The 20474-nt window shown below is 72.4% G+C and carries 13 protein-coding genes and 1 pseudogene; 9 read left to right on the top strand and 5 right to left on the bottom strand.

Translation table 11 applies throughout. The features are described 5' to 3' along the window. Positions 1–43: 43 nt before the first annotated feature. Together IH48_RS0100695 and IH48_RS0100690 are read right to left on the bottom strand one after the other, a co-directional pair. Positions 44–538, bottom strand: a complete 495-nt coding sequence (locus IH48_RS0100695; RefSeq protein WP_030897604.1) for an SUKH-3 domain-containing protein — start codon at positions 536–538, stop codon at positions 44–46. Positions 539–651: 113 nt separating this feature from the next. After that, positions 652–1122 (bottom strand): YwqJ-related putative deaminase, encoded by a 471-nt coding sequence (locus IH48_RS0100690; protein WP_051839073.1) that lies wholly within the window; start codon positions 1120–1122, stop codon positions 652–654. A gap of 382 nt (positions 1123–1504) precedes the next feature. Between IH48_RS0100690 and IH48_RS0100685 the strand changes: the two genes are divergently transcribed. The 6 genes and pseudogenes from IH48_RS0100685 (at position 1505) to IH48_RS0100660 (ending at position 13562) form a co-directional block, all read left to right on the top strand. Next, positions 1505–2482 carry an SMI1/KNR4 family protein gene (locus tag IH48_RS0100685; protein WP_078849375.1) on the top strand — a complete coding sequence of 326 codons (978 nt, stop codon included), beginning with the start codon at positions 1505–1507 and terminating at the stop codon, positions 2480–2482. Positions 2483–2489: 7 nt separating this feature from the next. Continuing rightward, positions 2490–5276 (top strand): SUKH-4 family immunity protein, encoded by a 2787-nt coding sequence (locus IH48_RS0100680; RefSeq protein ID WP_030897599.1) that lies wholly within the window; start codon positions 2490–2492, stop codon positions 5274–5276. 477 nt (positions 5277–5753) lie between these two features. Beyond that, a pseudogene (locus IH48_RS32865) lies at positions 5754–6176 on the top strand (ATP-binding cassette domain-containing protein); the annotation flags it as partial. Beyond that, the gene (locus IH48_RS0100670) at positions 6173–8755 is read left to right on the top strand and encodes an ABC transporter permease (RefSeq protein WP_030897597.1); all 2583 of its coding nucleotides are present in this window, start codon (positions 6173–6175) and stop codon (positions 8753–8755) included. The pseudogene IH48_RS32865 and the gene IH48_RS0100670, both read left to right, overlap by 4 nt. Before the next feature lie 294 nt (positions 8756–9049). Further along, on the top strand, positions 9050–12634 hold the full coding sequence (gene mfd, locus IH48_RS0100665; RefSeq protein ID WP_030897596.1) for a transcription-repair coupling factor: 3585 nt from the start codon (positions 9050–9052) through the stop codon (positions 12632–12634). Positions 12635–12737: 103 nt separating this feature from the next. Further along, positions 12738–13562, top strand: coding sequence for an HNH endonuclease family protein (locus tag IH48_RS0100660; RefSeq protein ID WP_051838903.1), 825 nt, complete (start codon positions 12738–12740; stop codon positions 13560–13562). A 50-nt stretch (positions 13563–13612) separates the two neighbouring features. Here IH48_RS0100660 and IH48_RS0100655 read toward each other — a convergent pair whose 3' ends face one another. Continuing rightward, positions 13613–14998, bottom strand: coding sequence for a HEAT repeat domain-containing protein (locus tag IH48_RS0100655; protein ID WP_030897591.1), 1386 nt, complete (start codon positions 14996–14998; stop codon positions 13613–13615). Positions 14999–15295: 297 nt separating this feature from the next. On the opposite strand from IH48_RS0100655, the gene IH48_RS0100650 reads away from it, so the two are divergent. Genes IH48_RS0100650 through IH48_RS0100640 form a run of 3 tightly spaced genes read left to right on the top strand, consistent with a single transcriptional unit; the run spans position 15296 to position 18859 of the window. After that, positions 15296–17704 carry a glycoside hydrolase domain-containing protein gene (locus tag IH48_RS0100650; RefSeq protein WP_030897588.1) on the top strand — a complete coding sequence of 803 codons (2409 nt, stop codon included), beginning with the start codon at positions 15296–15298 and terminating at the stop codon, positions 17702–17704. Between the two features lie 16 nt (positions 17705–17720). Then, positions 17721–18176, top strand: coding sequence for a hypothetical protein (locus tag IH48_RS0100645; protein WP_037840738.1), 456 nt, complete (start codon positions 17721–17723; stop codon positions 18174–18176). Continuing rightward, entirely contained in the window at positions 18167–18859 is a 693-nt protein-coding gene (locus tag IH48_RS0100640) for a hypothetical protein (RefSeq protein WP_030897583.1), read from the top strand. The genes IH48_RS0100645 and IH48_RS0100640 overlap by 10 nt, the downstream gene beginning before the upstream one ends. A gap of 39 nt (positions 18860–18898) precedes the next feature. Here the strand turns inward: IH48_RS0100640 and IH48_RS0100635 are convergent, their stop codons facing one another. Together IH48_RS0100635 and IH48_RS0100630 are read right to left on the bottom strand one after the other, a co-directional pair. Further along, positions 18899–19369: a hypothetical protein gene (locus IH48_RS0100635; RefSeq protein WP_158710217.1), complete on the bottom strand. Its 471-nt coding sequence runs from the start codon at positions 19367–19369 to the stop codon at positions 18899–18901. 216 nt (positions 19370–19585) lie between these two features. After that, positions 19586–20473, bottom strand: a complete 888-nt coding sequence (locus IH48_RS0100630) for a DUF4190 domain-containing protein (protein WP_030897577.1) — start codon at positions 20471–20473, stop codon at positions 19586–19588. Position 20474: the final 1 nt, after the last annotated feature.

Raw genomic sequence — 20474 nt, 5'->3', positions numbered from 1 at the left:
CATGGTGCGGCGGAACGGGTCCGCGTGCCTCTCGGGGGTGCGGTCAGTCCGTGCCGGGGGTGAGTCTGGCGGGTTCGAGGCCGGTGAGCAGGGTGCCGAGCGCGGTGTCGATGTCGGGGCCGAGGTACCAGTCGCCTGTGTGGTCGATGCTGTAGACGCGGCCGGTGCGGTCGATGGCGAGGACGGCCTGGGCGTCGCCCTCCTCGCCGAGCGGGCTGATCTCGGTGTCGAGGGAGCGTCCGAGGTCGGAGAGGGTGCGGGCGAGGTGGAGGCCGGCGAGCGGGCCGATGCGGACTGTCGCGGGGGCGATCTGGCGGCCGGGGCCCAGGGGGGCGATGGTGAGGTTGCCGAATTCGGCCCAGGCTTCGACGGCGGCGGGGAAGACGCGGTGGCGGTGCCCCGCGGGGGTGATGTGGGCGCTGACGGTGTCGGCCCACTCCTCGGCCTGCTTGATGTCCCAGCGTCCTGGCTGCCAGCCGGCGTCGCGCAGTGCGGCGTCGACGGGGACGGGGAAGCGGGTGGTGGAGAGGTCGGGCATGGGTCAGCCGTTCTGCCGTTCTTCTGTTCTGCTTCGGTGTGCCGGTGCCGGTGCCGGTGCCGGTGCCTGTGCCGGTGCCTGTGCCGGGCGCTCGTCGCGAGGGGCCGTGCGGGTCAGTCCGTGGCGGCGTGGTCGGAGGGGTCGACGTGGCGCACCCCGAAGTGGTCGAGGAGCGGTGCGCAGGAGCGGCAGGGCGGCGCGTAGCCGCCGTGCAGGGGGTCGCCGTCCTCGCGGATGCGTCGGGCGGTGAGTTTGGCGTGTTTGAGGGAGCGCCTGGCCTCGCCCTGGGTGAGGGGCTTCTTGCGGGCGCGTTTGGAACGGTCGGCTTCGGCGGCGGTGAGGTGGCGCGAGAGCAGGATCGCTTCGGGGCAGCGTCCGGTGAACCGTTCCCGCTGGGCGGTGGCGAGCGTGTCGAGGAAGTCCTGGACGAGGGGGTGCAGCCGGGGCGGCTGGTCGGCCTTGCCCGCGGTGCAGGTGAGGGTCTGGCCGCGGACGGAGAGCGCGGCGGCGACGGCGGGCAGGATGCCGTCGCGGCGGTGTCCCGGGTGGGGCGCGGGGTCGGGCTGCGTGCTGCTCCAGCCCAGTCTGGGGTCGCCCTGTGCGGCGGGCCGCGCGCCTGCCTGAGCGTCGGTCCGTGCGTCTGTCTCGGTGTCCGTTTGTGCCGTGTGCAATGTCCGTACCCTCCCGTGCCCGCTGTGCGTCGTGTGCGGGCTCACGTCCCCCGGTGCGCGGGAACAGCCTGCCAAATGTGGGGGCAGATCGGGTAGCGGGGGCGAACTTCGTGGCGTGCCGTCGGCGTACGGTCACGCGATCGTGACAGTTGGTGACAGGTGCGGGTGTTTCGTGCCGCGGTGCGTGGCCCCGCCGGGCACGGGCCGGCCGCGGGGGGTGGCCGCGCAGGTCCGCGGCGCCGTCCCACCGCATAGGCTGTGCCGCAACAGCCAGCATCAGCAGGGGGCAAGCGCCATGACGACAGGTCGGCTCGGGCAGCACGCCGCGCCACCGAACGCGGCCTACGCGGGGCAGCTCGTGCGTTTTCCGGATCCGGTGCGGGCGGCCAGGTATCCGGCGGGTGTGCGGGTCGACGGCGGCGGTTACCCGCGGTTCGCGCCGTATGCGCGTGCGGTGGCGGAGATCGCGGAGCCCCCGGCGGGGTTCGGGGTGGACGAACTGCGGCTGACGGACTATGTGTCGGCGAACGCGGCGTCGAGCGCGGCGGGGCACGAGTTGTGGGACACGATCCCGGCGGTGGCGACGCCGCACGGCTGGACGTGGCACCACGAGGCGGGTTCGCGCAGGCTGCTGCTCGTGCCGGTGGAGGTGAAGGCGCTGCTGCGGCACCACGGTGGTCTCGCGACGGCGCCGGTCGACCTGGCGAAGCGGGGCACGCGCCCCTTGCAGGAGACGCGGCCGGCGCATTTCGGGCTGCCGAAGGGCGGGCTGCCGGTCGGCGAGGAGCTGGTGGCGGGCGCGGAGGAGGAGCTCGGGTACCGGCTGCCGGGCGCCTACCGGTCGTTCTTGAAGGCGGCGGGCGGATGCGCTCCGGTGGGCGTGGCGCTGGACGCCGAGTTGGGGCTGCTGGTGGACCAGCCGTTCTTCTCGGTGCGCGACGAGGCGGCCGTCAACGATCTCGTGTACGTGAACAAGTGCCTGCGCGACCATTTGACGAAGGACTTCCTGGGGGTCGCGTTCGTGCAGGGCGGGATCCTGGCGGTGAAGGTCAGGGGGGACCGGCTCGGGTCGGTCTGGTTCTGCCCGTACGACGACGCCCGCGACCGGGATGGCATGGACGTCCAGGAGCGCATGGAGCGGCTGCTGCTGCCGTGCGGTGACGATTTCGACGCGTTCCTCGAGCGGCTCGCGGGCAGCCCGCCCGAGCTGGAGACCGTGGCGAACCTGATGGTGGACGGCGGCTTCGCGCGCGCCGTCCCGGTGGAGGGGTGAGCGCGGGATGGTGACGTTCGCGCAGGCGCAGGAGCGCGGCGAGGAGTGGGTGAACGGCGGCCTGCCCGCCTACCAGCACCGTGAGGTGCTGGTGCGGGAGTTCGATCTGGGTTTCGTGGTGTGGTCGCAGGACCGCGAGGGCGGGCCCGTCGGCGGTGGCGGACGGCAGCGGCTGGTGATCGCGCGTGACAGCGGCGACGTGTCGCTGTGGCCCGGGGTCTCGGTGGGCGAGGTGATCCGCAGGTACGAGGAGGAGTACGGGGCGGTGGGTGGATCCGCCCCCGCGCCGAAGGCTCCGGAGCGGATCGACCTGAACCAGACGTCGTTCCTGCTCACGCCCCCGGAGTGGCTGCAGGAGGCGGCGGACAAGCTGGGCATCCCGGACCACCGCGCGGACGCGGCGGCGCCGCGGGGCGCGGCTCCCGCCCCGGGTTCCGGGTCGGCGTCCGGGCCGGGCTCCGGCGGTGGCGTTCCTGCGGCGGCTTCGGCTGCGGTGCCGGAGCCGGTCGGCCCTTCGGCCCCGGGCGCGGGTGGGGGCGCGGCTCCCGCCCCGGGTTCCGGGCCGGTGTCCGGCTCGGGCTCCGGTGGTGGCGTTCCTGCGGCGTCGGCTTCGGCTGCGGCGCCGGTCGGCCCTTCGGCCCCGGGCGCGGGTGCGGGCGCGGCTCCCGCCCCGGGTTCCGGGTCGGCGTCCGGGCCGGGTTCCGGTGGTGGCGTTTCTGCGGCGTCGGCTTCGGCTGCGGCGCCGGTCGGCCCTTCGGCCCCGGCTCCGGGTGCGGGCGCGGCTCCTGTCGCGGGTTCCGGCCCCGCCTCCGGGCCGGGGATCGGTGGAGCGGCGCCTGCGGCGGCTTCGGACGGCGCTCCGGGCCAGGGCGGCCCCTCGGCGGCTGCGGGATCGCCCGGCGCCCCGGCTCCGGACGGGCGTTCGGGCCCGGGCTCCGGCCCGGGTGCGACCCAGGCCACGGCTGCGGGTCCGGGCTCGTTGCCGGGTGCGGCGCCCTCCGGTCCTGTGCCTGCCGGGAGCACCGCCGCGGGGGCGCCTGCGGCGTCGGACGGGCGCCCGGGCTCCGGCGGCTCGGTCTCGGGTCCCGGCACGAGCGCCGGTTCGCTGCCTGGCGCGGCCCAGGCCTCCGGTCAGTCGTCTGCCGAGGGGCCCGGCGCGGGTGCTCCCGCGGCGGCTGCTCCGCAGGCCGCACCGGCGGCCGGGGCCGCGCCCGGCGGTGCGACTCCGTGGGAGGGGACCGACACCAACGGCCCGTCCGACAGCGGGTCGGTGCCGCTGCCCGCCACGGTCTTCTCGCCGCCCGTCCCTGGCGCCGGCGGCGACGGCGCGGCGCCGCCCGCCGTGGGCCCCGATGTGCCCACCGCGCTGATGGACGGCGGCAGCCAGTTGCCGCCGACCTCGGTCGAGCCGGCCGTGCCCCCCACCCCCGGTGGCACGCCCGCGCCCAGCGCCGCGCAGCCGCACCCGTCGGCCCCGCTGCCGCCCGCGGCCGGGAATGCCCCGGCGGGCGGCATGGCGGCCACGCCGCCGCCCCCCGGGCCCCCGGGCGCGCCGGGTGTCGCGGGCGGTTACGTGCCGACGCAGCTCGCGCCCTCGCTGGAGGGCGCCCCCGAGGGGCCGCGGCCTCCCGGGCCGCCGAACCCGCCCGGCGTGCACCACGCGGCGACCGTGTTCGCCGACCCGCACCAGCCGGGCGGCAGCGGGCCGGTGCCGCCTCCGCCGCCGCCCGGAGCGCCGCAGGGCGCGGGGTCGCCGCCGCCCGTGCAGCCCGGCGTGCCGCAGCCCGCCGCGTACGGGTATCCGCAGACGCCGCCCGGCGTGCCGACCGTCGGCCCCGGCTACCAGGCCGTGCTGCGCTACCGCGCGCCCGACGGCTCCGAGGCGCGCCTGATCCGCCGCTCCGCGCCCGGGACTCCGCACCCGGAGTGGCAGTTGCTGCACGAGCTGCGCGCCATGAACGTGCCGCCGCAGCAAGTGCTTGAACTGCACACGGAGCTGGAGTCGTGCGAGCTGCCCGGCGGCTACTGCGCGCGGATGATCCGCGAGATGTGGCCGCAGGTGCGGATCACGAGCGTGGCACCGTACGGGCAGGACCACGCGAGCCGGCAGCAGGGCATGCGGCATCTGCTGACGCACCAGGGCGAGTTGCACCAGGTCGCGGATGGGCCCGCGCGGCCCGCGCCGGTGCGTGCCCCGCTGCCGCCTGTGCCGCCCGCGCCGCCGGTGCCGCCCGAGGCGATCCAGCAGGAGATGCTGGGCGCGTTCGGCCCGCAGGGCATCTGCCGTTACGACCAGAACGCGGTGTCCCGGCAGGGCGTGCCGGAGATCGTGGCGCAGACGCTCGTGTGGGCGGGGCTGCCCGCAGACTTCGGGCCGTTCTTCTGGGCGCAGCCGGCGCAACCGGTGATCCCCACGCTCGCGGAGATCGCGGCGCAGCGGCAGGTGCAGGCGGCGTCCGACGCGTCGTCGTACCTGGTGGTGGGCACGGACTTCGGCCGGTCGCTGTGCGTGCAGTACGGCACGGCGCACATCATGGCCGTGCCGGTGGAGGCGGGGCCCGGTGGGGCGCCCGCGTCGCCGCAGTTCGTGAACTCGGGGCTGCCGCAGTTCGTACGGTGCATGGCGATGCTCGGCCGGATGTGGCGGCTGCGGTTCGGCCTCACGCCCGAGCAGGCGGGGCGCTGGACGGTCGATTTCCAGGCGCAGTTGGCGGCGCTCGATCCGGCGGCGCTGTCGTCGCCGGAGAGCTGGTGGTCGGTACTGCTCGAACAGATGTGGGACGGCCTGCTCTAGGCCGGTTCCCGTCCGGTCCGCCCCGGTCTCCCCGTCGCGTTCGGCGCTGGGGGCCGGGGCGGCGGTGCGTTCTGCGGCCATCGGCCGCCCGCCTGCACGTCTCCCGCCGTCCTCCACCCCCGGGCTCAACCCGGGGGTGGACTGCCCTTAGGGGTATCTCCTCACTCCTGCCCAGGGTCCGTTCGTCCCGCCGGAGGACGTGGCGGTGGGGCGGCGATCCTTAACGTGGTCTTTACCGCTCGGGTCCAGGGGGCCCGCAGGCCGCAGCAGTGGGGTGGGGGAAACCCGAGGGAAAACACTGCGCTGCGCACCAGCGCGCCGCACCCCCTGGACGCAGAAGACTTGGACCGGCGGAAGACCACTGACATAGGAGACATACCGTGACTACGGCTGTGAGCACACCCAGGCGCGGGGGGACGGGAGGGCCCACGGCTGTCGCGGCGCGGGCGCGGGGCGTCGTCAAGGCGTACGGGGCGCATCACACTGCCGATGGACATCGCGGGCCGCAAGCCCGACGAGGCGTGGCTGCGGCGGGTCGTGGAGACGGTGGGTCTCGCGGACCGGCTGAAGCACCGGCCGACGCAGCTGTCCGGCGGGCAGCAGCAGCGCGTGGCCGTGGCGCGTGCGCTGGCCGCCCGCCCGGAGATCATCTTCGGTGACGAGCCGACGGGCAACCTGGACTCGCGCGCGGGCGCCGAGGTGCTGGGTTTCCTGCGCACGTCCGTCGACGAGCTGGGCCAGACCATCGTGATGGTCACGCACGACCCGGTCGCCGCGTCGTACGCGGACCGTGTGCTGTACCTCGCGGACGGCAGGATCGTCGACGAGATGTTCCGGCCGACCGCGGAGTCGGTGCTCGACCGCATGAAGCACTTCGAGGCGCGGGGGCGTACGTCGTGACGATCCTGAAGACGTCGCTGCGCAACTTCCTGGCGCACAAGGGGCGGATGGCGCTCTCGGCGGTCGCCGTGCTGCTCTCCGTGGCGTTCGTGTCGGGCACGCTCGTGTTCACGGACACGATGAACACCACGTTCGACAAGATCTTCGCGGTGACGGCGTCCGATGTGACGGTCGGCCCGAAGGACGCGCCGGCGGGCGACTCCGGGCCGGAGACCGGCAAGCCGGACTCGCTGCCCGCGTCGGTACTCGCGCGGGTCAGGGCGGTGCAGGGTGTGGCATCCGCCGAGGGCGGTGTCTCCAGCCAGAGCGTCACCGTCGTCGACGACCACGACAAGAACGTCGGCGCGGCGAGCGGTGCGCCGACGATCGCCGGCAACTGGACGTCCACCGACGCGCGTTCGATGGAGGTGACGTCGGGCCACCGGCCCACCCGCGGCGGCCAGGTGATGGTCGACGCGGACACCGCGAAGAAACACCATCTGGCCATCGGCGACACACTGCGCACGATCACGGCCGGCGGCGACTTCTCCGCACGGATCTCCGGCATCGCGACGTTCAAGGTGACGAACCCGGGCGCGGCCATCGTCACCTTCGACACCCGCAGCGCGCAGCGCGAACTCCTCGGCACCACCGACCGGTTCACCAGCATCAACGTCACGGCGGCCAAGGGCGTCAGCGACGCGGCCCTCAAACGCGACGTCGCGAAGACGCTCGCAGGCTCGGGCACGTACAAGATCCAGACGCAGAAGGAGGCGGCCGACGCGAACAAGAAGGACATCGGCTCCTTCCTCGACGTGATCAAGTACGCGATGCTCGGCTTCGCCGGGATCGCGTTTCTCGTCGGCATCTTCCTGATCGTCAACACGTTCTCGATGCTGGTCGCCCAGCGCACCCGCGAGATCGGGTTGATGCGCGCGCTCGGTTCGAGCCGCAAGCAGATCAACAGGTCGGTGCTGACGGAGGCCGTGCTGCTCGGCGTCGTGGGCTCCGTGGCGGGGGTCGCGGCGGGCGTCGGCCTCGCGGTGCTGCTGATGAAGGTGATGGGCGCCGCGGGCATGGACCTGTCGACGCAGGACCTCACCGTGACGTGGCGCACGCCGGTGGTGGGCCTGCTGCTCGGCATCGTGGTGACGGTCGTGGCGGCGTGGATCCCCGCGCGGCGCGGCGGGCGCATCTCGCCGATGGCGGCGCTGCGCGACGCGGGCACCCCGGCGGACGGGCGCGCCGGCCGGGTGCGCGGAGCCCTCGGCCTGGTCCTCACGCTGGCGGGCGGCCTGGCGCTGTACGTGTCGACGCAGCAGGACGGGGCGGGCGCGGCGTCCCCGTTCCTCGGCCTGGGCATCGTGGCGACGCTCATCGGGTTCGTGGTGGTCGGCCCGCTGCTCGCGGGCGTGGTGGTGCGGCTGCTGAGCGCTGTCGTGCTGCGGGTGTTCGGTCCCGTCGGGCGGATGGCGGAGCGCAACGCGCTGCGCAACCCGCGGCGCACGGGGGCGACCGGAGCGGCGCTGATGATCGGGCTCGCGCTGGTGGCGTGCCTGTCCGTGGTGGGCTCCTCGATGGTCGCCTCGGCGACGGACCAGCTCGACAGGTCGGTCGGCGCGGACTTCATCGTCCAGTCCGACACGGGGCAGCCGATCGTGCCGCAGGCGCAGGCGGCGCTGGAGAAGGCGCCGTACCTCGACCACGTCACGCGGTACAAGTCGATGGACGCGACCGTCACCGCGCCCGGTGGCACGGTGAAGAAGCACGCGCCGCTGGTCGCCGCCGACCCGTCGTACGCGTCCGACCTGCGGCGCGACACGAAGCAGGGGTCGCTTCAGGCCGCGTACGGAAAGAACGCGATGTCGGTGGGGGAGAAGTACGCGACGGCCGCGCACGTGAAGGCCGGCGACACGCTGACCGTCGCGTTCGCGGGCGGCCGCACGGCACACCTGAGGGTCGCGGCCGTCACCTCCGACGACGGCGTCATCGACTCGGGCGTGATGTACACGAACATCACGACGGCGCGCCGGTACGTGCCGGCGGATCGCATGCCCGGAAACATGATGATGTTCGCGGCGGCCAAGGACGGCAAGGAGAAGCAGGCGTACACGGCGCTCAAGCACTCCCTCAAGCCGTATCCGCAGTACACGGTGCGCGATCAGACCGACTACAAGAAGACGCTGCGCGACCAGATCGGGCAGCTGCTGAACCTGGTGTACGGCCTGCTGGCGCTGGCGATCGTCGTCGCGGTGCTCGGAGTGGTGAACACGCTGGCCCTGTCGGTGGTGGAGCGGACGCGCGAGATCGGGCTGATGCGCGCCATCGGCCTCTCCCGCCGCCAGCTGCGCCGCATGATCCGTCTCGAGTCGGTGGTGATCGCCCTGTTCGGCGCGGCGGTCGGCCTCGGCCTCGGGATGGGCTGGGGCACGGCGGCCCAGAAGCTCCTCGCGCTTGAGGGGCTCGACGTGCTGTCCATCCCGTGGCCCACGATCGCCGGGGTCTTCGTGGCGTCGGCGTTCGTCGGTCTGCTCGCGGCCCTGTTCCCGGCGTTCCGCGCGGGGCGCATGAACGTCCTGAACGCGATCGCCACCGAGTAGCACGTCACCGAGCAACTGGTCACCGAGCAGTCCGTCACCGAACAGCCCACCCCGGGGGAGCGCCGCCGCCCGACCGACGGCGGCGCTGTGGGAACCACGGAGGGGCACCCGCCCCCGGCCGGACGCCACCAGGCGCACCGGCCGGGGGCGGGCGCGTGCGTGCTGCGCTCCCGGGCCCGGCCGGGGGCCGCGCGACCCGGCCCGAGCGGCCGGGTGCGGCGTAGTCGTACCCTGGAACCCCCGGCCCGTGACACGTGTCGGGTCCTTCGTGTTGCCTGCCGGACGGAATTCTTCATGAGCCTGCACGGTCTGCTGGACGCCGTTGGTCGCGACGCGGCGCTCGTGGAAGCGGTCAAGGCCGCCGCCGACGGGAACCGCCACCACGTCGACCTCGTCGGGCCGCCCGCCGCGCGCCCCTTCGCCGTGGCCGCGCTCGCGCGCGACGCCAAGCGGCCGGTGCTGGCCGTGACGGCCACCGGGCGCGAGGCGGAGGACCTGGCCGCCGCGCTCAGGTCGCTCGTCGACGAGCACGCCGTCGTGGAGTACCCGTCGTGGGAGACACTGCCGCACGAGCGGCTCTCACCGCGCTCCGACACCGTGGGCCGCCGCCTCGCCGTGCTGCGCAGGCTCGCCCACCCCGCGCAGGACGACCCGGCCACCGGGCCCGTGTCCGTCGTGGTCGCGCCCGTACGCTCCGTGCTGCAGCCGCAGGTCAAGGGGCTCGGCGACCTGGAGCCCGTGGCGCTGCGCACCGGGCAGAGCGCCGACCTGCAGGACGTGACGGAGGCGCTCGCGGCCGCCGCCTACTCGCGCGTCGAACTGGTCGAGAAGCGTGGCGAGTTCGCCGTGCGCGGCGGGATCCTCGATGTCTTCCCGCCCACCGAGGAGCACCCGCTGCGGGTGGAGTTCTGGGGCGACGACGTCGAGGAGATCCGCTACTTCAAGATCGCCGACCAGCGGTCGCTCGAGGTCGCCGAGTACGGCCTGTGGGCGCCACCGTGCCGTGAGCTGCTGCTCACCGCGCAGGTACGGGCGCGTGCCGCCGCCCTCGCGGAGGACCACCCCGAGCTCGGCGAGCTGCTCGGCAAGATCGCCGAGGGCATCGCCGTCGAGGGCATGGAGTCGCTCGCCCCCGTCCTCGTCGACGACATGGAGCTGCTGCTCGACGTGATGCCCGCGGGCGCCATGACCGTGGTGTGCGACCCGGAGCGCGTGCGCACCAGGGCCGCCGACCTCGTCGCCACCAGCCAGGAGTTCCTCCAGGCCTCCTGGGCCGCCACCGCGATGGCGGGCGGCCAGGACGACGAGGGGCCCGCGGGGACGGCCGCGCCCATCGATGTCGGCGCGGCCTCCCTCTGGCCGGTCGCCGACGTGCGCGAGCACGCCCGCGAGATCGGCATGATGTGGTGGTCGGTCTCCCCGTTCGCCCTGGACGCGGGCGACGGCGCCGACGACGGTGACGACACCCTCACCCTCGGCATGCACGCGCCCGAGACGTACCGCGGCGACACGGCGCGCGCACTCGCCGACACCAAGGGGTGGCTCTCCGACGGCTGGCGCACCGTCTACGTCACCGAGGGCCACGGCACCGCGTCCCGCACGGTCGAGGTGCTGCGCGGCGAGGGCATCGCCGCCCGCCTCGACACCCCCGAGCAGGGCGGGCTCACCGAGATCGCCCCGTCCGTCGTACACGTGGCCTGCGGCTCCATCGACAACGGGCTCGTCGACCCGGCGCTGCGGCTCGCCGTCCTCACCGAGACGGACCTGTCGGGGCAGAAGGCCGCGGGCAAGGACGGCGCGCGGATGCCGACGCGCCGCCGCAAGGCCATCGACCCGCTGACGCTGGAGGCCGGCGACTACATCGTCCACGAGCAGCACGGCGTGGGCCGCTACGTGGAGATGGTGCAGCGCACCGTGCAGGGCGCCACCCGCGAGTACCTGCTCGTGGAGTACGCGCCCGCCAAGCGCGGACAGCCGGGCGACCGGCTCTACATCCCCACCGACCAGCTCGAACAGGTCACCAAGTACGTCGGAGGCGAGGCCCCGACGCTGCACAGGCTCGGCGGCGCCGACTGGACGAAGACCAAGGCACGCGCCAAGAAGGCCGTCAAGGAGATCGCCGCCGACCTGATCAAGCTGTACTCGGCGCGCATGGCGGCGCCGGGACACGCGTTCGGCACCGACACGCCGTGGCAGCGCGAGCTTGAGGACGCCTTCCCCTACGTCGAGACGCCCGACCAGCTCTCCACCATCGCCGAGGTCAAGGACGACATGGAGAAGACGGTCCCGATGGACCGGCTGATCTGCGGCGACGTCGGCTACGGCAAGACGGAGATCGCGGTGCGTGCCGCGTTCAAGGCCGTCCAGGACGGCAAGCAGGTCGCCGTCCTCGTGCCCACGACGCTGCTGGTGCAGCAGCACTTCGCGACGTTCAGCGAGCGCTACGGGCAGTTCCCCGTGTCCGTGAAGGCGCTGTCGCGCTTCCAGTCCGACACGGAGGCGAAGGCCACCCTCCAGGGGCTGCACGAGGGCGCCGTCGACATCGTCATCGGCACGCACCGGCTGTTCTCGTCGGAGACGAAGTTCAAGGACCTCGGGCTCGTCATCGTCGACGAGGAGCAGCGCTTCGGCGTCGAGCACAAGGAGCAGCTGAAGAAGCTGCGCGCCAACGTGGACGTGCTCACGATGTCCGCGACACCGATCCCGCGCACCCTGGAGATGGCCGTCACCGGCATCCGCGAGATGTCGACGATCACCACACCGCCCGAGGAGCGCCACCCCGTCCTCACGTTCGTCGGCCCGTACGAGAACAAGCAGATCGGCGCGGCGATCCGGCGCGAACTCCTGCGCGAGGGCCAGGTGTTCTACATCCACAACCGCGTCGAGTCCATCGACCGCGCGGCGGCCAAGCTCCGCGAGATCGTGCCCGAGGCGCGGATCGCGACGGCGCACGGCCAGATGTCGGAACAGGCCCTGGAGAAGGTCGTGGTGGACTTCTGGGAGAAGAAGTTCGACGTGCTGGTCTCCACGACGATCGTGGAGTCCGGCATCGACATCGCCAACGCGAACACCCTTATCGTGGAGCGCGGCGACAACTTCGGCCTCTCCCAACTGCACCAGCTGCGCGGCCGCGTGGGCCGCAGCCGCGAGCGCGGGTACGCGTACTTCCTCTACCCGCCGGAGAAGCCGCTCACGGAGACCGCGCACGAGCGGCTCGCGACGATCGCGCAGCACACCGAGATGGGCGCGGGCATGTACGTCGCGATGAAGGACCTGGAGATCCGCGGCGCGGGCAACCTGCTCGGCGGCGAGCAGTCGGGACACATCGCGGGCGTCGGCTTCGACCTCTACGTGCGGATGGTCGGCGAGGCCGTCGCCGACTACCGGGCCGCTGTGGACGGCGGGGTGCAGGAGGAGCCGCCGATCGAGGTCAAGATCGAGCTGCCCGTCGACGCGCACGTCCCGCACGACTACGCGCCCGGTGAGCGGCTGCGCCTGCAGGCGTACCGGGCGATCGCCTCGGCGTCCTCGGAGGACGACATCAAGGCGGTGCGCGAGGAACTGACCGACCGCTACGGCAAGTTGCCCGAGCCGGTCGAGAACCTGCTGCTCGTCGCCGGACTGCGGATGCTGGCGCGTGCCTGCGGCGTGGCCGAGATCGTGCTGCAGGGCAGCAACATCCGCTTCGCTCCTGTGGAGTTGCGCGAGTCGCAGGAGCTGCGCCTCAAGCGGCTGCACCCGCGCACCGTCATCAAGGCGCCGGCGAAGCAGATCCTGGTGCCGCGCCCGACGACCGGCAAGATCGGCGGCAAGCCCGTGGTGGGCCGAGAACTGCTCTCCTGGACGGGAGAGTTCCTGGCGACGATCCTGGGCTCGTAAGGACGAACGATCGTGCGAATGTTCGTGTGCGGTTGCTCCTCCCCGGCGGGTAGCAGATATCCGTAGGGCCGGGCGGAGCGGGTGACGTGGGAGGGGCGGGGCGATGGCGCCACGACGGAACGTGCGCGGGCGGCGAGCGGTACCGGCCGTCGCGGTGGCGGCGGCGACGCTGCTGATCGGCGGATGCAGGGCCGACCTGGCGGGCGGCGGCGCCTCGGACACGCCGTCGCCCCCGCCGCCCGGTGCCGCGGCGCCGACCGGCGGGGGTGATGAACCGGCTGATGCCGGCGGCGGCTTCGGCGTCAGCCCGCTCGCCAACCCGGACGGCACGAAGCCGGGCCTCGCACCCCTCACATCGGCCGCCGACCTCGCGAGGGGGCGCCGCGTGATATCCCAGGTCGCCACCAAGGGCCGCGGCCCGAAGACGGGATACGACCGGGACGCGTTCGGCTACGCGTGGATGGACTCGGCGAACGGCGTACCGGACGCGCACAACGGCTGTGACACCCGCGACGACGTGCTCAAACGCGACGGCCATGACGTGCGGTACCGGTCAGGATCCGACTGCGTGGTGACGTCGATGACGCTGCACGACCCGTACACGGCCGAGACGATCCACTGGCGCAAGACCAAGGCGACGGCCGTGCAGATCGACCACGTCATGCCGCTGTCGTACGACTGGCAGATGGGCGCCGCGCACTGGACGAAGGACAGGCGGGAGCAGATCGCCAACGACCCGCTCAACCTCATCCCCGTCGACGGGCCCACCAATGGCTCGAAGGGCGACTCGGGCCCCGCGTCGTGGCTTCCGCCGAACAAGGCGATCCGCTGCTCGTACGCGGTGCGCTTCGCGCAGGTGTCGCTCAAGTACGAGCTCCCGGTGACGGCGGCGGACAAGTCCATGATGCTGCGGCAGTGCGGCACGTGAACCCCAGTGGTCCGGCGGCCGCCGCTTCGCTGCGGCAGCGCGCTCGCGGCTCAGTACCGGCCCCACATCTCGTACCGGTAGCCGTGCCCGGTGAGGGCTGATGGGGCGGACGGATCGCGGATGCGGTTGATCGCGTCAGCCACCGCCTCCTGGCACAGTACGTGCCACGTCTCTCCCGGCGACTCGGTGTCGTACTCCGCCGCCTCGGACAACGCCGGGAGCGCTTCCCGGGCAGCGGTGCCCATGTCGCCGAGTGCCACTGCGGCTGCCCCTCGGGGCACCCAGAACTTGTCAGGATCGCGCAGCAGGCCGACCAATGGCTCTATTGCGGCCGGTACGGCGATCCGGCCAAGGGCGAGAGCGGCGCAGCCGCACAGGTAGTTGCTGTCCGCGAGCGCCTTCACGAGAGCGGGGACCGCAGCGGGATCGCCCAACGTGCCAAGGGCGTTGGCCGCCGTCGCGGCTTCGAACGCGTCTTCTGACGCCAGCATGTGGAGCAGCCCGGGCAGCGCGGACCGTGCGGGATCTTGCCTCGGGGCTCCCGCTCTCCCGAGCACCTCCGCGGCACCGACGCGGACAGCTTCGTTGTCGCTGGTCAGCGCGGCGGTGACCGCGGGCACCGCGACCTCGCCCATCTCGGCCAGCGTCTTTATGGCGGCCTCACGATTGCGGCCGGTGCGCTCTCCCAGTGCGGCAATGACGTAGGGCACAGCGGCCGCACCGATCTTGATGAGGGCTCGACTGGCGTGGGCGCGCGGATAGGAGGGGTGGCCGTCGTCGCCCGTGATGCTGAGGAGCCGGACGACCACTTCCTGGCCGACCTCGCCGATGCTGCCCAACGCATCGGCCGCGGCTGCGCGGACCGTCTCGTTCGGGTCCGACAGCAGGGCCCGCAAGTCCGGGACGGCGTGCTCGGCCGCGCTGCCCATCCGTCCGAGACTGTCCGCTGCCCGGATCCGCGCCCGGGCGGAGTCCGCGGAGAGCTGCCGCACGAGCTGGTGGATCAGACCGGCAGGCGGGCTGATCACGGACACGATGCGCTGGATCCCCTCGTCCCAGTCGTGGTGCAGGGACACAGCGTGGATCGAACGCAGCGTCTCCCCGCCGCCGATGCTCCGGCCCGGCAGGGCGCAGTCGTCGAGCAGCACCGGGATGAACCAGGACCGGTCGACCGGGCGTTGCCTCAACTCTTCCACAGCGAGGGTGAGTTCCTCGTTCATATAGGTCTTCTCACGCTGGAAGTACTCCTCGGAGAAGCAGGCGATGAAGAATGCCCCGTCGGCGATCGCCCCGCGGATGGCGTCGCTCCAGCGGCTACCCGGCCGCAGGCGGTCCCGGTCCAGCCAGACTTCGATGCCGAAGGCCCTCAGCGCGTCCGCCAGGCGATCCACCACGTCGCTGTTCTCGCGCACGTAGGAAAGGAAGACATGGGCCACCGGGTGCTCCTCTCGACCCCTGTGTCCAGGGTTCCCTTCCCCTGAAGTGGGCGAGGAAACGAACATCGCCGGCGTGCTTGCGTGTGGTGACAGCCCTCGTCCCCTACCCGGCACAGTCCGCGCGCCCTAAGGTTGCCACCGGTCGGCCGCGCGGCGGCACACGGCCGCGGCGGGGGGCGCGGCGATCATGCGCGTGCCGTCCGCTCTCTGCCTGCCGCCCTCTGCGCCCCGCCTCCGCTCCGTGGCGCCGCCATGCCGCCGACCGTCAACCCTCAACACGAACGAGAGGATCCATCCGTGGCAGACGAGCAAGTCCTCAGAGCCCAGAAGTGGGTGAACGCCAACTACGGCAGCGTGGCGGGCTACGTGCCCTGCGCGGAGGACGGCAAAACAGGGTGGGGGACCATGGACTCCCTCATCATGGCCCTCCAGCACGAGCTGGGCATCAGCCCTGTCGTCGCCTCGTTCGGACCGACCACCTACGCCAAGTTCGACGCCCTCGGCGACATCGGCTTCGACTGGGACACGAACCGCAACATCGTCGCCGTGCTCGAGTTCGCCCTGTGGTGCAAGGGGTATTGGGCAGTGGAGCCCGGAAGCGAGGGATGGTTCACGGGCGTCACGCGTGAAGCCGTCGAGAAGCTGCGCGGTGACATGGGCATCGGCGGTGACGGCGTCGTCAACGCCAAGATCGCCAAGGCCATCCTCAACATGGACGCCTATGTCGTCGTCGCCGGCGGGACCGACGGCATCCGCACGATCCAGCAGTGGCTCAACGGCGGCTACTGGACCCGCGACGCGTTCAGTATCGGCCCCTGCGACGGCATCTACTCCCGCGACGTGCAGAAGTCGCTGATGATCGCTCTCCAGTACGAGATGGGGATCGCCGCGCCGAACGGCAACTTCGGGCCGGGCACCAAGGCGGGCCTCCAGTCCCACACCGTCGGCCAGGGCGACTCCGGGGTCTTCGTCCAGCTCTTCTCCGCCGCGTGCGTCTTCAACTCGCCGACCTACGACGACAGCGGGCAGAAGGTGGTGACGACCTGGCGCTCCGGCTTCGACTCGAAGCTCGCCGATTGGGTGTCGGCGTTCCAGCGATTCAACAAGCTGACGGAGAACGGTCAGGGCGACTTCCGCACGTGGTCCCAGCTCCTGGTCTCCATGGGCGACCCGGACCGGCCCGCGACCGGGTCGGACACGCGGTTCGAGATCACCGCTTCCCGGGCCGAGTGGCTGCACGCCCACGGCTACCGCTACGTCGGGCGCTACATCTACGACCCCCCGGGCTCGACCCTCGACAAGGAGATCAAGCCGGGAGAGCTGGACATCATCTTCGGCAACGGTCTGAGGGTCTTCCCCATCTACCAGGACAACGCGCGCGAGCTCGCGGACTTCTCGTACGACACCGGTTACGAGCACGGCCTGAACGCCCACAAGTGCGCTTCCGGGTACGGGTTCAACCGGGGGACCACCATCTACTTCGCCGTCGACTACGACGCGACCGGCGAGGAGATCGACAGCGCCATCGTCCCGTACTTCTACGGCGTCGAGGCCGCGCTCGCGAGCCAGGGCAAGCGGTACACCCACGGTGTGTACGGTTCCCGCAACGTCTGCAGCACGGTCAGTGCGAAGACCACCGCCCGCTTCTCGTTCGTCTCCGGCATGTCCTGGGGCTTCTCGGGCAACCTCGGCTTCCCCATCCCGCGCAACTGGTCCTTCAACCAGATCAAGGAGTTCACCGTCACCAACGGGTCCGACACCTTCGACCTGGACAACGACGTGGCCTCCGGGCTCGACCCCGCGGTCTCGTCGGTGAACGACCCGACGGGGCCCGCCGACGAGTTCATCACCTACGTGGGGCGCCTGTACGACCTGGCCGGCACGTACGGGGCCACCGGCAACAAGCGCAGCCAACTCGTCATGGAGTACATCCGCCACCAGTCGTACGGGGACACCGGCTGGAACTTCCTCATCGGGGGCTACGACACCGGGTTCGTCGACCACTGCGACTCCGCCGGCATGAGCGTCAGGACGTCGTTCACGGACCCGTTCACCGGTTACGACCTCGGCCCCGAGCATCTGATGGCCACGGCCAACGCCCACCTCGTAACGCCCCAGCCGGACAACGAGAAGAGCGCCAACGGCGGGGACATCGGCGGCTGGGCCGGCGACCTCATGACGTTCTGGACCGACTGGCGCAACTCGGAACAGCAGTACGCCGATCCCCTGCAGTTCGCGCACGACAAGCTCGCGGTGCCCGGCGTCGTCTCCTCGTTCGGCTTCACCGACCTCCTGGGCGACGCCGACGGCTACCTGCTGGCACGGGCCGTGCTCGGCGGCACGACCGTCGTCGACGCCGTGACGGCGCTCTACAACGGCGGCGGCGGCCTGACGCGCTTCAACGACTACTTCACCCAGCGGTGGGGCAACGCCGCGGACTGCAAGCTTTCGGCACACAACGCCCTCACGGCGGTGGGCGTCAAGCTCGCGGCCGCCCAGACCTACCTGATCGCCAAGAAGGGTGCGGTACTCCCGGCGGCCTACCAGAACGTGCCGGGAGGCGGCGACAAGCTGAGCGACTTCGAGCAGGGCTTCGTCGACGCCCTGCTGGCCCGCATGGGAACGGAGAAGCGCAAGGCCGCCGTGTACCGGGCGAACCACGACAAGTACCTCGCGGCGGCGCGCTCGCGTGCCGCGCGGAGGTGACTGGTAGAACGTCGGGATGACAGCAGTCGGGATCCTTTTCGCCGCGGCCGTGCTCTGCGTGTGGCTCGTGTGGAACCTGGTGTGCCTCTACCGCATCGCGCGCGGTGTGCGCAGCGGGGCGTGGCGGCGCCCGATGTGGTGGACGCGCCTGTGCTCCGTCGCGCTCTTCGCGGGACTCGCGTCATGGGTCTGGGGCGTGCTCAGCGAGGGCCTCGACGAGAGGGAAGAGTGCGGCCTGCGCCACCACCAGGTGTACGACGGCGCGTACCGGGCCGCGCACGAGCAGCAGGGGCGCAGCCTCTTCCCGCTGCACGACAAGTGCAACGCGCACTACGACCTGGTCCCCGCCTGGGTCAATCCGGCCATCGTGGGCTGCGCCGTCGTCGCGGCGGCCGCCCTCGCCGTCCTCCTGTGGTTCGGCGCGGCACACCTCACCAGCATGCTCGGAAGGGAGAAGAGGTCATGGATCTGACGGGACCGAACGGTACGGACGGTCTGTCACGGCGCCGGTTCATCGGGGCCGGCACCACGGCGGTGGCCGCCGCCACGCTGCTCGACATCGGCACGGCCGGCGGCGCCCGCGCCGCCACGGTCGCTGACGCCGGCACGTGGAAGGGGGCCACGTCGGCGAACAACTGGCCCGTCCTGGACGGGGCGACGAGCTTCGTCGTGGAAGGCAGCGGCGAGAAGGTCTCGCTCGCCGAGGGCGACGCGGCCACGGTGCTGCTGCACGTGGCGCGAAGATACAACTACGAGATCGACACGCTGCGCACCGGCGATGTGCACGGCTGGAGGGCCGATCGCAAGGTGGCCGAGGCGTACGAGTCGAACTACCTGTCGGGCAGCGCGCTCGCGATCCGCCCCGCCATGTACCCGGTCGGTTCGAAGGGCAACCTGTATCCCAACGAGCTGATCGTCGTGCGGGACATCCTCGCCGAACTCGACGGTGCCGTCGCCTGGGGCGGCGACTTCGCGACGCCGAAGGAGTCGCACTTCGAGATCACGCTCAAGCCCGGCCACCCGCGCCTCAAGGGTGTCGCCCGCAAGATCCTCGGGTGGAAGAGGGGTCCTGGCAACGCCGGGGCGGGCGCGGTCGACGCGTTCGACCCGCGTCGCCGCAGCGCGGCGCGGGCCTTCGAACGCCGCATGTCGTGAGCGGCGGCGGCCGCGTGCCGGGGCGCCGTGCGCAGGACCTCACGGTGAGGTGATGTCCAGGACGGCGGCGCCGTCGGTGACGTGGTGCACCGTCACGTCGACCGTCTCGCCGTCCGTCCTGATCACGCTGTGACCGCCGGTGCCGCCCATCGACATGTTCGTCCGCGAGCCGCCGTGCGCCTCGCTCAGCCGTACGGTCGTGCCGGTGACGGACACGTGCAGCGTGCGGTGGCGCACCGGGACGGCCGTGGGCGCGTCCACCAGGATCTGGCACTCGCCGTCCGCGCAGGCGCCGTAGTCGCGGCCGTCCCGCGCGCCGGCGGTGGACGACGTGCCCGGCGCGGACGTGATCGGCGCGGCGGTCGGTGTCCGCCGGGCCGGGGGTTTCGGGTCGTCGCGGGTGTGGGACGCGGGGACCGCGGAACAGCCCGCCAGCGCGGCCGCCGCGAGGAGCGCGACCGCGGCCGCGGGCACGCGCACGGACAACGGCACTGACAACCGTGCTGACATCTGTGGACTCCTCGGTGGGGCGGCCCCGGCTCCTTGCCGGGCTCCGGACTCTAATGGCGCCGTGGCCGGGAAAGCCGCGACGCGGGCCGGCTTCGCCCGAAAGGGCGGCGCGGGCGGCGGTACGTGCACGTGGGCGCGCACGCCGGTGGGGCCGCCCCCTCCGCGGCCCCACCGGCGTCCCGCCCCTGCGCGCCCCCGGCGTGCGGCCGGGGCGTGTCAGAGCGGCAGGTCCCACTGCGTCTCGTTGTAGGAGAAGCCGGGCGTGACCTGGACCGTCAGCGCCTTCGCGTCCGCCGGGGCGTCGAAGGCGAAGACCTGCGTGGCCTTCTTGCCGGGCAGCACCTGGCCGGTGAAGCCCTCGCCCGAGGCGTCGTCGTAGATCTCCGCCGCCTCGCGGCCGTCGGCGCCCGCCCGTGCGGCCACGGTGGCGAGCGTGGCGTCGAACTTCCTGCTGCCCTTGTTGGTGATCGTGACCGTCACCTTGTAGGCGTGGTTGCCCACCTTGTGTCCGGCCGCGTACGGGCCGGGGGAGTAGGCCTGCGGCTCGCCGACCGTGACGTTCAGATCGTCGTCGTACACGGCGGTGTCGCCGGGCGCCAGCGCCTTGTCCTTCGGCTTGTCCTTGTCCTTGTCCTTGTCCTTCGACGTCGAACCCGCCTGGCCCGCGCTGCCCTTCGGCGTGCCCGAGCGGCCGGGGGTCGGGCTCGCGGACGCCGAACTCCCCGACGCGGCCTTGTCGATGCTGTCGACCGCGTCGCCGACGGCCCGGAACGTGATGACCGCGCCGATGACCGCGACGATCATCGCCACGAGGCCGAGCACGGAGCCCACCGTGGCCACGCCCTTGTTCGTCGCGCCGCCACGCTTGGCCCGGCCGCGCCCCGCGAGGCCGAGGACGAGCGCGATCAGGCCGAGGACCCCGGCGAGCCAGAACAGCAGTGGGACGATGCCGCTGATCGCCCCCACGAGGCCGAGGATCAGCGCCGCGATGCCGAGACCGTTCCGCGCCTGCGCCGGTGGCCGCGGCTGCACCTGTGGCGCCGGATGCGGGCCCGCCGCGTACTGCCCGTACGGGTCCTGCGGGCCCTGCGTGTACTGGGACATG

Source organism: Streptomyces sp. NRRL F-5126 (genome assembly GCF_000721265.1).
Taxonomy (GTDB): Bacteria; Actinomycetota; Actinomycetes; order Streptomycetales; family Streptomycetaceae; genus Streptomyces.
Note: the sequence above shows the minus strand (reverse complement) of the source record. Positions and strands in the feature narration are given on the sequence as shown.

Bases quoted from the DNA above. Each gene is read 5' to 3' on its own strand.
- IH48_RS0100685 (WP_078849375.1), top strand. From the start codon at position 1,505: ATGACGACAGGTCGGCTCGGGCAGCACGCCGCGCCACCGAACGCGGCC.
- IH48_RS0100630 (WP_030897577.1), bottom strand. From the start codon at position 20,473: ATGTCCCAGTACACGCAGGGCCCGCAGGACCCGTACGGGCAGTACGCG.
- IH48_RS0100695 (WP_030897604.1), bottom strand. From the start codon at position 538: ATGCCCGACCTCTCCACCACCCGCTTCCCCGTCCCCGTCGACGCCGCA.
- IH48_RS0100640 (WP_030897583.1), top strand. From the start codon at position 18,167: ATGGATCTGACGGGACCGAACGGTACGGACGGTCTGTCACGGCGCCGG.
- IH48_RS0100660 (WP_051838903.1), top strand. From the start codon at position 12,738: ATGGCGCCACGACGGAACGTGCGCGGGCGGCGAGCGGTACCGGCCGTC.
- IH48_RS0100635 (WP_158710217.1), bottom strand. From the start codon at position 19,369: ATGTCAGCACGGTTGTCAGTGCCGTTGTCCGTGCGCGTGCCCGCGGCC.
- mfd (WP_030897596.1), top strand. From the start codon at position 9,050: ATGAGCCTGCACGGTCTGCTGGACGCCGTTGGTCGCGACGCGGCGCTC.
- IH48_RS0100680 (WP_030897599.1), top strand. From the start codon at position 2,490: ATGGTGACGTTCGCGCAGGCGCAGGAGCGCGGCGAGGAGTGGGTGAAC.
- IH48_RS0100645 (WP_037840738.1), top strand. From the start codon at position 17,721: ATGACAGCAGTCGGGATCCTTTTCGCCGCGGCCGTGCTCTGCGTGTGG.